Source organism: Cyanobium sp. BA20m-p-22, from assembly GCF_024346275.1.
GTDB lineage: Bacteria > Cyanobacteriota > Cyanobacteriia > PCC-6307 > Cyanobiaceae > Cyanobium_A.
On sequence record NZ_JAGQCQ010000121.1, the window covers coordinates 1 to 9,986 of the forward strand.

14 protein-coding genes and 1 tRNA gene are annotated in these 9,986 nt (G+C 66.8%); 8 read left to right on the plus strand and 7 right to left on the minus strand.

Going from position 1 to position 9,986, the window contains the following annotated elements:
• On the plus strand, positions 1 to 378 hold a 378-nt coding region (locus tag KBZ15_RS11390; RefSeq protein WP_255015346.1), incomplete at its 5' end, for a hypothetical protein.
• A gap of 176 nt (positions 379 to 554) precedes the next feature.
• On the opposite strand, the gene KBZ15_RS11395 is transcribed toward KBZ15_RS11390, so the two are convergent.
• The 7 genes from KBZ15_RS11395 to KBZ15_RS11425 form a co-directional block, all read right to left on the minus strand.
• Positions 555 to 628 (minus strand) — tRNA-Pro (locus tag KBZ15_RS11395).
• A gap of 11 nt (positions 629 to 639) precedes the next feature.
• Positions 640 to 1,002 (minus strand): hypothetical protein, encoded by a 363-nt coding sequence (locus KBZ15_RS11400; RefSeq protein ID WP_255015347.1) that lies wholly within the window; start codon positions 1,000 to 1,002, stop codon positions 640 to 642.
• Positions 999 to 1,160, minus strand: a complete 162-nt coding sequence (locus KBZ15_RS11405) for a hypothetical protein (protein WP_255015348.1) — start codon at positions 1,158 to 1,160, stop codon at positions 999 to 1,001. Before KBZ15_RS11405 ends, KBZ15_RS11400 begins: the two co-directional genes overlap by 4 nt.
• 13 nt (positions 1,161 to 1,173) lie before the next feature.
• On the minus strand, positions 1,174 to 1,479 hold the full coding sequence (locus tag KBZ15_RS11410; RefSeq protein ID WP_197148654.1) for a hypothetical protein: 306 nt from the start codon (positions 1,477 to 1,479) through the stop codon (positions 1,174 to 1,176).
• Between the two features lie 3 nt (positions 1,480 to 1,482).
• Complete coding sequence (msrA, locus tag KBZ15_RS11415) at positions 1,483 to 2,181, minus strand: peptide-methionine (S)-S-oxide reductase MsrA (RefSeq protein ID WP_255015349.1); 699 nt, start codon at positions 2,179 to 2,181, stop codon at positions 1,483 to 1,485.
• A gap of 26 nt (positions 2,182 to 2,207) precedes the next feature.
• Positions 2,208 to 2,486 (minus strand): hypothetical protein, encoded by a 279-nt coding sequence (locus KBZ15_RS11420; RefSeq protein WP_255015350.1) that lies wholly within the window; start codon positions 2,484 to 2,486, stop codon positions 2,208 to 2,210.
• Between the two features lie 83 nt (positions 2,487 to 2,569).
• Positions 2,570 to 4,324: an ABC transporter ATP-binding protein gene (locus tag KBZ15_RS11425; protein ID WP_255015351.1), complete on the minus strand. Its 1,755-nt coding sequence runs from the start codon at positions 4,322 to 4,324 to the stop codon at positions 2,570 to 2,572.
• A gap of 76 nt (positions 4,325 to 4,400) precedes the next feature.
• On the opposite strand from KBZ15_RS11425, the gene KBZ15_RS11430 reads away from it, so the two are divergent.
• From KBZ15_RS11430 to KBZ15_RS11460, 7 genes are all read left to right on the plus strand, one after another.
• Positions 4,401 to 4,730 carry a DUF3288 family protein gene (locus KBZ15_RS11430; RefSeq protein ID WP_255015352.1) on the plus strand — a complete coding sequence of 110 codons (330 nt, stop codon included), beginning with the start codon at positions 4,401 to 4,403 and terminating at the stop codon, positions 4,728 to 4,730.
• A 112-nt stretch (positions 4,731 to 4,842) separates the two neighbouring features.
• Entirely contained in the window at positions 4,843 to 5,886 is a 1,044-nt protein-coding gene (gene trpD / locus KBZ15_RS11435) for an anthranilate phosphoribosyltransferase (protein ID WP_255015353.1), read from the plus strand.
• A gap of 22 nt (positions 5,887 to 5,908) precedes the next feature.
• Positions 5,909 to 7,075 (plus strand): glutamine-hydrolyzing carbamoyl-phosphate synthase small subunit, encoded by a 1,167-nt coding sequence (carA, locus tag KBZ15_RS11440; RefSeq protein ID WP_255015354.1) that lies wholly within the window; start codon positions 5,909 to 5,911, stop codon positions 7,073 to 7,075.
• A gap of 101 nt (positions 7,076 to 7,176) precedes the next feature.
• Positions 7,177 to 7,521, plus strand: a complete 345-nt coding sequence (locus tag KBZ15_RS11445) for an STAS domain-containing protein (protein ID WP_197148641.1) — start codon at positions 7,177 to 7,179, stop codon at positions 7,519 to 7,521.
• 37 nt (positions 7,522 to 7,558) lie between these two features.
• Positions 7,559 to 7,945 carry a ribonuclease III domain-containing protein gene (locus tag KBZ15_RS11450; RefSeq protein WP_255015356.1) on the plus strand — a complete coding sequence of 129 codons (387 nt, stop codon included), beginning with the start codon at positions 7,559 to 7,561 and terminating at the stop codon, positions 7,943 to 7,945.
• A 15-nt stretch (positions 7,946 to 7,960) separates the two neighbouring features.
• Positions 7,961 to 9,670 (plus strand): 23S rRNA (guanosine(2251)-2'-O)-methyltransferase RlmB, encoded by a 1,710-nt coding sequence (gene rlmB / locus KBZ15_RS11455; protein ID WP_255015355.1) that lies wholly within the window; start codon positions 7,961 to 7,963, stop codon positions 9,668 to 9,670.
• A gap of 74 nt (positions 9,671 to 9,744) precedes the next feature.
• Positions 9,745 to 9,984 (plus strand): DUF1816 domain-containing protein, encoded by a 240-nt coding sequence (locus KBZ15_RS11460; protein ID WP_254931018.1) that lies wholly within the window; start codon positions 9,745 to 9,747, stop codon positions 9,982 to 9,984.
• Positions 9,985 to 9,986: the final 2 nt, after the last annotated feature.

Genomic DNA, 9,986 nt, shown 5'->3' on the forward strand with positions numbered 1-9,986 from the left:
ATCACCTTTGGCGCCATGGTGCGATCAAGTGCGGTAGTGGCTGTGGGGGGATATGACGCCAGTTTGCGCCATTCGGAGGATGCCGAACTCGGCAGCCGGTTGGAGGGTGAAAATTTCGATGTGGTGGGGGATCCATCTCTGCAAGTCTTCTGCAATATCAGAAACTCACTCCCCCAGGTGCTCGAGCGCTACTGGAGGTGGTATGCGGGCAAAGACGAGCTTTTAAGCTTGAAAAGTTACTTTAAGAGGGTTTTGTTTTCCATTCGAAACATGGCTTGGGGAGATCTTCAAGCGGGCGAGCCCTTGACCTGTTTTATCAGCCTGCTCTTGCCCCACTATCAACTTTGGAGAGACCTTAAAGGCAAGATGGGCCTTTGAATTCAATTAATGTACTGCTGTAAGGCTAGGTATTTGGCCTGCGTTCCGGAATTAAAATCAGCCGTTGTTTAGTCTTGTTAAGTTATGGCATGGGGGAGCAGCTGAAAGGCTATTAAAAAACCGCTCCAAAAAGAGAAGCGGCTCAATTTTAAATAATCCGGTTTCGATCTAATCAATCGGAGCGACAGGATTTGAACCTGCGACCCCCACTACCCCAAAGTGGTGCGCTACCAAGCTGCGCTACGCCCCGGCGAATTCAAATTACCACAGCGCTTTGCGGGGCTTCTGCTGGGGCTTTTGTTGCGGTTTCAACCGCCGGATGATCCTGGCGCTGAGCCGGTCTCGGCCCAGGCCGGCATAGCCAGCAATCCCCAGCTCCAGCGCCAGCAGGCGCAGGTCGCCCAGTCCCATGGCGGCCAGGCGCAGTTCCGGCAGCTTCTGCCACGCGGCCGCCGCGGCCGGCAGGTCGGATCCCCTGCGGTTGGCGCGAAAGCCCAGCAGAGCACTGCCGGCCATCCATTCCGGTACAAGCACAAACAGCACCGCCAGCAGCCCGTAGAGCTCGACCAGGCCCCGTGGCAGGGGGTGGAGCCGGCGGGGTGGCGTTTGCTCAGGCCCGGTCACAGCGGTTGCACCATGGCCTGGGGCGCCTGGCGGTCTCGCCATTGCAGCTGGGGTTCGGGGCGGGGATTGAGCCTCACACTCCAGAACACCAGGGCAAAACACAGCCCTAGCGTGATTAGCAGGGCGAGGATCACTGCCCGATCGGGCCAGGGAGTCATGGCTGCACCTGCATCACACCTGCTGGGTGCGCAGGCATTCCAGTTTCTGGAACGACTGTTCCATGGTGAGCACATCGCCCCGCAGAATCACGGTCATCTGTTCATTGCGGTAGCGCAGGCCAGGCAGGTTTGAGTCTTCCCTAAACAGGGTGGAGCGGAAGCGGCCGGCGATCAGTGAGGCCTGGGCATCATTGCGCTCCAGGGTCACGGCGCGCTCATTGGGGCAGAGGAACTTCTCAGTGATGCCGTAGTCCTCCCACCAGGGCGAACCCATCGACAGCAGCGAGAGGAGCAGCATGGGCATGGGCAGCACCGGCATTATCTAGGCCAGCTGGATGGGGGCATTGTCACCCCGCAGCACGCAGTGGGCCACCGACCAGTCGTAGGAGTTCCACACCCGGGGATCCAGCTTGTAGCTGGCGCCCTCAAAGGCGCCCAACCGCAGCCCGCTGGGCTGGGCGGAGCAGTAGGGGCGGCTGCCGGGCTTGGCCAGATACTGCTGGTGATAGGGCTCCGCGTACCAAAAGGTTTGGTTGCTGCGCAGTTCGGTGGTGATCGGCCCGAAGCCCGCCCCGCTCAACAGCAGCTGGTAGGCCTGGCGGCTGGCCTGGGCCCGCTCCATCAGCGCCGGATCATCCATATAGATCACCGAGCGGTATTGGCTGCCGCGGTCATTCCCCTGCCGATCTCCCTGGGTGGGGTCGTGGCATTCCCAAAAGAGCTTTAGCAGGTCGCTGAAATCCACCAGAGCGGTGTCCCACACCACCCGCACCACCTCGCTGTGGCCGCTGCGGCCCGAACACACCTGGTTGTAGCTGGGCTTATCTGCCGAGCCGCCGGCATAGCCAACTGCCGTGGTCACCACCCCGGGCAGGCGCCAGAACCCCTTCTCCGCTCCCCAGAAACAGCCACAGCCAAAGACAGCCACGCTCTGGCCGGGGCCCGGCTGCGCGTCAATCTGTGTGCCCAGCACCGCATGGGCTGCCTGGGTGGGGGTTGCGGTCTCAAACAGGCCGAACACTTGCAATAGGGCGATCGCAGTTCAGCCTAGGCAGCCCCTTTGGGGGCTGCGTTTGGCTCCAGGGCGATGTGGTTGAGCAGGGTGGTGGTGAAGGCAAACAGCAGGAAGGGCAGGGACAGCACCAGGATCACTCCCACCCCCACCAGGGCAAAGATTGGCTTGCTGGCCCCCATCAGGGCCAGGCCGGCAGCCAGGCTGGCGAAGATCACCAGCATCCAGATCAGGATCTGGCCGTAGATGTCGCCGAAGGTCAGGGTGCAGCGCAGCCGGTAGGGCAGGCCGGGGAAGGGGGCAGCGGACTCCATGGAGACCTGGCAGGTGGCGGAATTCTCTCCCCACCTAAGCCGGAGCCTGGGATCTTTTCTGGGCTGCTCAACAAGTGTTGAGATCAGCCCGCCGCCTGCAGTTGCTCGCTGGCCTGCTGCCGGTCCCAGAGGCGCCGGTAGGTGCCGCCGGTCTCGGCCAGCAGCTCGAGGTGGGGCCCCTGTTGCACCAGCCGTCCCTGCTCCAGCACCAGCACCCGGTCGCAGGCGGCGGCGGCCGAGAGCTGGTGGCTGATCATCAAGATGGTGCGCCCCTGCTGGTCGCGCAGGCTGTGGAGGATCGCCGCGGCCGTGTTGTTGTCAACGCTGGCCAGGGCGTCGTCGAGCACCAGCAGGGGGGTCTGCACCAGCAGGGCCCGGCCCAGGGCCGTGCGTTGCCTTTGGCCGCCGCTGAGGGTGATGCCCCGCTCCCCCACCAGGGTCTGGTACCCATCTGGGAAGCCCTTGATATCCCCCTCCAGCCTGGCCTGGCGGGCGGCCTCCTCCACCTGCTCCAGCGGCGCTTCCGGTTTGCCGTAGCGCAGGTTGTCCGCCAGGGAGGCGGTGAACAGGTAGCCCTCCTGGGGCACCAGCCCCACCCGATCGCGCAGGGCTGCGAGCTCCAGCCTGGTGATATCGACCCCATCGAGCCAGAGCTGGCCTGGCTCCACTTCCACCATCCGGCCGAGGGCCCGGGCCAGGGTGGTTTTGCCGCAGCCCACCGGGCCGACCACCGCCACAAGCTCGCCGGGCTTGAGGCTAAAGCTCACATCAACCAGGGCCGGCCTGGGCGCCCCTGGATAGCGCACGGTCAGGCCACGGGCCTGCACCGCCCCGCGGCCGGGCTGGGCTGGGGCCTGGGGCCGCTCTGGCGAGACGATCAGCGGCTTGCGCTGCAGCAGCTCCTCCACCCGCTCGAGGCTCACCTGGCCTGTCTGGAAGGTGTTGAGGGTGAAGCCGAGCAGGGCGGTGGGAAAAACCAGCCGCTCGACAAACAGGATCAGGGCGACCAGGTCGCCGATCGTCAGCAGGCCGCTCTCGAGCTGGCCGCTACCCAGGGCGAGCAGCAGCAGCAGGCTGATGGAGGCGATCCCCTCCAGCAAAGGGAACAGGGTGCTGCGGGTGCGGGCCAGGTTCAGGGCCGCATCGCGATAGGTGCGGTTGCGGCCAGCGAAGGCGGCCTGCTCCGTGTTCTCCTGGCCGTAGATCTTGATGGCGCTGATGCCGGAAAGGTCTTCCTGGATTAGGTCGCTGAGCGAGGCCAGGGCCTCCTGCTGGCGGCGTTGCTGGCGCATCATCCGGCCGCCGAACAGGCGCACCACCACGAGCATCACCGGGTAGAGACCCACCGCCGCCAGGCTCAGCCAGGGATCAATGGCGAGCATGGCCGGCAGGGTGAGGGCATAGGCCAGCACCGTGTTGGTGAGGCTGAGCACGGCAAAGCCCATCAGGCGGCGTACGTTTTCCACATCGCTGGTGGCCCGGCTGATCAGCTCTCCACTGCCGGTGGTCTGCACCCAGCCCGGTTCCTGCAGTAGCAGGTGGTCGAAGATCTGCTGCTTGAGGTCGGCTTCCACCTGCCGGCCCACGCCGAAAACCAGCATGCGCGAGTAGAGGCGCACCGCCCCCATCACGCTGGCCAGGGCGACGATCAGGGCCGCCTGGGCCAGCACATCCCCCAGGGCGAAGCCGTCCTGCAGGTCATCGATCACCCGCCGCACCAGCAGCGGAATCGAGACGCTCAACAGGTTCACCACCACCAGGGCCGCTGCGCCCTGCAGCACCTGGCGGCGATGGGGGCGCAGGTAGCGCCGGATCAGGTCCAGCCGAAGGGCTCCCATCAGGGGCCAGGTGCACAGGTGGGCCCAACCTAGGCAGCTGCTTTTGCGGCAGGCTGGGCGGGCCTGCTTCGCCCTGATGGAACCCAGCAGCAACGACCAGAGCCATCCCCTCTATGCCACCGACAGGGATGTGGTGGATCGCCTGCTGGCGGCCGAGCAACCCGCCGACGCCCACCTGGTGGATGCGGCGCGCTTGCTGATGCGCTACGAAAACTTTCCCGGCGCCCATGATCTCAGCGCCGATCTGGCCAAGGCGCTGCGGCTCTGGGGCCTCAGCCGCCAGCAGCTGCACAGCCGCACCAGGGCCATCTGGGAAGAGGGTTTTCGGCCCGCGGCCACGGCTACACCCGCCGCCAGTGGGGCGGTTGGTTCGAGTTTCGACACCGCAGACCAGGAGCAGACCTAGATGAAATTGCCCTGGGGCATCGCCAATTTCCCCCTCTTCGGGTGATAGTGGGAGGGTCCCCATCACCCGGCCCGGCGTGCATTGCACCCGGGCTTTTTTCTGGCCGCACCCGATGGCACCTGCCCAACCCTGGCCAGTCCTGCTGGAGCAACTGCTGAACGGGCAGTCGCTCAGCTCCGCCCAGGCCACCGGCCTGATGCAGGGCTGGCTGGCCGAGCAGATCGATCCGGTGCTCACCGGCGCCCTGCTGGCGGCCCTGCGGGCCAAGGGGGCCAGTGGCGAGGAATTGGCCGCCATGGCCCAGGTGTTGCGGCAGGCCTGTGACCTCCCGGCGGCCCGTCCGGACCTGCCCCTGGTCGACACCTGCGGCACCGGCGGCGACGGGGCTGACAGTTTCAACATTTCCACGGCCGTGGCCTTTGTGGCGGCCGCCTGCGGCGCCCATGTGGCCAAACACGGCAACCGCAGCGCCAGCGGCCGGGTGGGCTCGGCAGATGTGCTCGAGGCCGCCGGCATCCACCTGCAGGCTCCCCAGGCCCAGGTGATTGGCGCCTTGGCCCAGGCCGGCCTCACCTTTCTGTTCGCCCCTGGCTGGCATCCGGCCCTGGTGGGTCTGGCACCCCTGCGCCGCAGCCTGGGCGTGCGCACGGTTTTCAACCTGCTCGGTCCCCTGGTAAATCCGCTGCGGCCCGATGCCCAGGTGCTGGGCGTGGCCAGGGCCGACCTGCTCGATCCCATGGCCGATGCCCTGGCCCGGCTCGGCCTGCAGCGGGCGGTGGTGGTGTACGGCCAGGGGGGATTGGATGAGGCCTCCCTGGCGGGCATCAACGAGCTGCGGCTGGTGGAGGCAGGCGAGGTGCGCAGCGACCAGCTCGATCCCGAGCAGCTGGGCCTGCAGCGGGCCCCCCTGGCGGCCCTGGCTGGGGGCGATCTGGCCACTAACCGGGCCATTCTTGAAGCCGTGCTGCAGGGACGGGGCAGCCGGGCCCAGGGCGATGTCGTGGCCCTGAATACTGCCCTGGTGCTCTGGGCCGCTGGCCGGGCCGCCAGCGTGGCGGAGGGGCTGGAGCAGGCCCAGGCGGCCCTCGCCTCGGGCGGCGGCTGGCAGGCCCTGGAGCGGTTGCGCCAGGCCCTGCCCGCTCCGGCTGCGGGATGATCACTTCACTTGCAACGAACCCTTGAGCCAGGCCCCTGCCCTGTTGGTGCTGGCCGATGGCACGGTGCTGCGGGGTGAGGCCTTTGCCGCCCGCGGCACGGCCATCGGTGAGGTGGTGTTCAACACCGGCATGACCGGCTACCAGGAGGTGATCACCGACCCCAGCTACAGCGGCCAGCTGGTGACCTTCACCTACCCCGAGCTGGGCAACACCGGCGTCAACGGCGCCGATCAGGAGGCGGAGCGCCCCCACGTGCGCGGCGTGATTGCCCGCCAGCTGGCACCCCGGGCCAGCAACTGGCGCTCCGAGGGGGAGCTGGAGCCCTGGCTGGCCGGGCATGGGGTGGTGGGAATCCGGGCCGTCGACACCCGCGCCCTGGTGCGCCACCTGCGCGAGGGCGGGGCAATTAACGGTGCCATCAGCAGCGATGGCACCCCGGCCCTGGAGTTGCTGGAGCAGGTGCGCAGGGCCCCGTCGATGCAGGGCCTCAACCTGGCGGCCCAGGTTTCCACCCAGCGGCCCTACCGGTGGCAGCAGGCCTGTGGGGTGCCCTTCGATGCGCGCCTGCAACCTGCCCCAGAGCTCCCCTACCGGGTGGTGGCGATCGACTTCGGCATCAAGCGGGCCATCCTTGAGCGGCTGGTGGCCCACGGCTGCGAAGTCACCGTGCTGCCCGCCGATGCCCAGCTCGAGCAGGTGCTCAGCCACCAGCCCGAGGGCGTGTTTCTCTCCAACGGGCCGGGCGATCCTGCTGCGGTAAGCGGCGGCATTGAGCTGGCCCGAGCCCTGATCACCCAGTCCGATCTGCCCCTATTCGGCATCTGCCTGGGCCACCAGATCCTCGGCCTGGCCCTGGGCGGAAGCACCTACAAGCTCGGCTACGGCCACCGCGGCTTGAACCACCCCTGCGGCAGCCCTGGCAAGTCACAGATCAAAAGCCAGATGGAAATCAAAAGCCAAATAGAGATCACCAGCCAGAATCACGGCTTCGCCCTCGATGCCAGCTCCCTGCCGCCGGGGCGGGTGCGGGTGAGTCACTTCAACCTCAACGACCACACCGTGGCGGGCCTGGAAATGGTCGATGCTCCCGTGTTTGGCATCCAATACCACCCGGAAGCCAGCCCTGGGCCCCATGACGCCGACCACCACTTCGCCCGCTTCGTCGCCCTGATGGCCGCGCGGCGCTGAGGTCTGTCGCAGTTTTGTTGCGACTTCCGCACAGTCAAATCAACTCCCTACACTCCCGGCAGAACTGATCGGGGATTGGAGCCATCAACGACCTGCAGCGATTGACGGTGTCCCTACGGGGGGGCTTCGAGCAGCAGGCCCATTGCCAGCTGTTCCGCTTCACCGGCCAGCTCGATGCCTATTCCGATAAACAGTTTGGCGATTTCATCGCCTCCCACCGCGGTAGCGGCCAGCCCCTGGTAATTGACCTGAGTGCGATCGACTTCATCGATTCCTCCGGCCTCGGGGCCCTGGTTCAGCTGGCCAAGCAGTGCAACACGGGCAAGCAGAAGTTTCTGGTGGTGGGCAATGCCCGGGTGGTGCAAACCGTGAAGCTCGTGCGCCTGGAAGAGTTTCTGCATCTGCAACCCAACCTGGAAACCGCCCTTGGCAGCCTCGCCGCCTGACCGGGGCGAGCTCGATTCGGCGGCGCCAGGGAGCTGGCTGGCTGGGTTGACTCCCCAGCCCCCCAAGGTTGAGCTGGGCCCCCTGCAGCTGGCCTGGTTGGGGGATGCGGTGTGGGAACTGCACCATCGGCTGCAACGCTGCCGCCGGCCGGCCCGCTCCCAGACCCTGCACCAGCAGGTGGTGCATGTGGTGCACGCCGGTGCCCAGGCTCGCTGTCTGGAGTGCCTCGATGGCCTGCTCAGCGAGGCGGAGCTGGATCTGGTGCGCCGCGGCCGCAACCGGGCCGGGCGGGGGCCGCGCCGAGGCGATGCGGCGGCCTATGGCCAGGCCACTGGCTTCGAGACCCTATTGGGCTGGCTGTTTCTCCACGATCCAGGCCGGTTGGCCGAGCTGCTAGATCACTTGAAGGAAAACGATCCATAACCAGCGAACGCCGCCATGAGTCCACGCTTTGAACCCCGTCGCGGCACTGGTCGCCCAACCCGTTTCAAAGGGGCCGGCGAGGGCCGGGAGGGCCGAGAGCCTCGGGATGGTCGAGATAGCCGGGATGGTCGGGAAACTGGGCCCCGTGATCTGCGTCGCCAACCCCGCCGGGAGGGAAGTTCAGATCGTCCCGCCAGCCGGGCTGAAAAACCCTACGAGAAGCCCTATGACAAGCCCTACGAAAAACCCTACGAGCGCTCCTACGGGGAGAGAAAACCCTTTGGCGAAAGGAAATCCTCTATAGAGAGAAAACCTTTTGTAGAGAGGAAACCTTTTGGCGAAAGAAGGCCCCTAGGAGACAGGCGGCCCCTTGGTGAGAGAAGGCCCCTTGGTGAGAGGCGACCCATTGGTGACAGGAAGCCCTATGACCGCAGACCCGGCGGCCGCATCGAGGGCCGTTTTGGTCCGCGCCGGGCCGGGGCGCCACTGCGCTCCGCCGCCAGGCCCCTGATCGTTGACGCCGCTCCGCCGCTGGCTGCCGGCGAGGCCGAACGCCACAGCATCGACCCCAGCACCGACCTGATCTGGGGTCGCCATCCCGCCCAGGCGGCGCTCGAGGGCGGCCGGCCAATCCACCGCATCTGGTGCACGCCTGAGGTGCGCACCAGCACCAAGTTTCTGCAGCTGTTGCGCGAGGCCAAGGCCTCGGGTGTGCTGGTGGAGGAGGTCACCTGGGCCCGGCTGGGCCAGCTCACTGGCGGAGCAGTGCACCAGGGCATCACCCTGCAGACCGCCGCCGCTGACACCCTCGATCTGACCAGCCTGATCGAGGGCTGCGCCGCCATCGGCGAGCCCCCCCTGCTGATTGCCCTCGATGGCCTCACCGATCCCCAAAACCTAGGAGCCATCGTGCGCAGTGCCGAAGCCCTCGGTGCCCACGGTCTGGTGTTGCCCCAGCGGCGCAGTGCCGGCCTCACCGGCTCGGTGGCCAAGGTTGCGGCGGGGGCCCTGGAGCATCTGCCCGTGGCCCGGGTTGTGAATCTCAACCGGGCCCTCGATGCCCTCAAGCAGGAGGGATACCGGGTGGTGGGACTGGCCAGCGAAGGCGCCCTCAGCCTGGAGGAGGTGGATCTGGAGGGTCCCCTTGTGGTTGTGACCGGCTCGGAGGGCGACGGGCTCTCGATGCTCACCCGCCGCAACTGTGACCAGCTGGTGCGCATTCCCCTGCGGGGGGTGACCCCCAGCCTCAATGCCTCGGTGGCCACGGCCCTGCTGCTCTACGAGGTTGCGCGGCGGGGCTGGATGAAGGGCTTGCGGGGCAGCCAGCCCGCCCCGCGCCTGGTACGCCCCCAGCTGCCCGTCGCCGCAGCAGTACCCGAGCCCGAGCTTCTGCCTGAGCCCGAGGCTGAGCTTCTGGCCGAGCTTGAGGCTGAGCCTGAGGCTCCGACTGAGACTGAGCTTGAGCTCCAGCCCGAGCCCGAGCCTGAGCTTCTGCCTGAGCCCGAGCTTGAGCTTCTGGCCGAGCTTGAGGCTGAGCCTGAGGCTCCGACTGAGACTGAGCTTGAGCTCCAGCCCGAGCCCGAGCCTGAGCTTCTGCCTGAGCCCGAGCTTGAGCTTCTGCCCGAGGCCCCGCCTGAGCCCGAGCTCCAGCCAGAGGCTCCTGTGGTGGAGCTGGGGCTGACGCCGGCCCCGCCAGCTGGATTTAGCGGTGATATCCGGTTGTGATCTCTAGTTGTGATTAAGGCCGGCCTGGGGGGACCCGGCGCCGGGCAGAATGGAACCATTCCCGCCCCGCCCCCATGAATCCCCTGCTGTGGCCCCTGCGCAGCTGCGCTAATGGTCTGGGCCTGGCTTGGTGGGCACGGGTCGAAACCCATGGCCCCGACGCGATTTACTGGTTTGGCCCCTTCGTGCGCCGCCACACCCTCGAAGCCCGCCTGCCTGAATTCCTCTCGGATCTGCAGGCCGAAGCGCCCGCCTCCCTCGAGCACAGGTTGCTGCGCACCCGCAGGGGCGAGCCCCTGACGGAGATCGGCTGATA

Coding starts and splice junctions, on each gene's coding strand:
- KBZ15_RS11430 (WP_255015352.1), top strand. CDS start 4,401: ATGGAACCCAGCAGCAACGACCAGAGCCATCCCCTCTATGCCACCGAC.
- KBZ15_RS11425 (WP_255015351.1), bottom strand. CDS start 4,324: ATGGGAGCCCTTCGGCTGGACCTGATCCGGCGCTACCTGCGCCCCCAT.
- rlmB (WP_255015355.1), top strand. CDS start 7,961: ATGAGTCCACGCTTTGAACCCCGTCGCGGCACTGGTCGCCCAACCCGT.
- KBZ15_RS11420 (WP_255015350.1), bottom strand. CDS start 2,486: ATGGAGTCCGCTGCCCCCTTCCCCGGCCTGCCCTACCGGCTGCGCTGC.
- trpD (WP_255015353.1), top strand. CDS start 4,843: ATGGCACCTGCCCAACCCTGGCCAGTCCTGCTGGAGCAACTGCTGAAC.
- KBZ15_RS11460 (WP_254931018.1), top strand. CDS start 9,745: ATGAATCCCCTGCTGTGGCCCCTGCGCAGCTGCGCTAATGGTCTGGGC.
- KBZ15_RS11410 (WP_197148654.1), bottom strand. CDS start 1,479: ATGCCGGTGCTGCCCATGCCCATGCTGCTCCTCTCGCTGCTGTCGATG.
- KBZ15_RS11405 (WP_255015348.1), bottom strand. CDS start 1,160: ATGACTCCCTGGCCCGATCGGGCAGTGATCCTCGCCCTGCTAATCACG.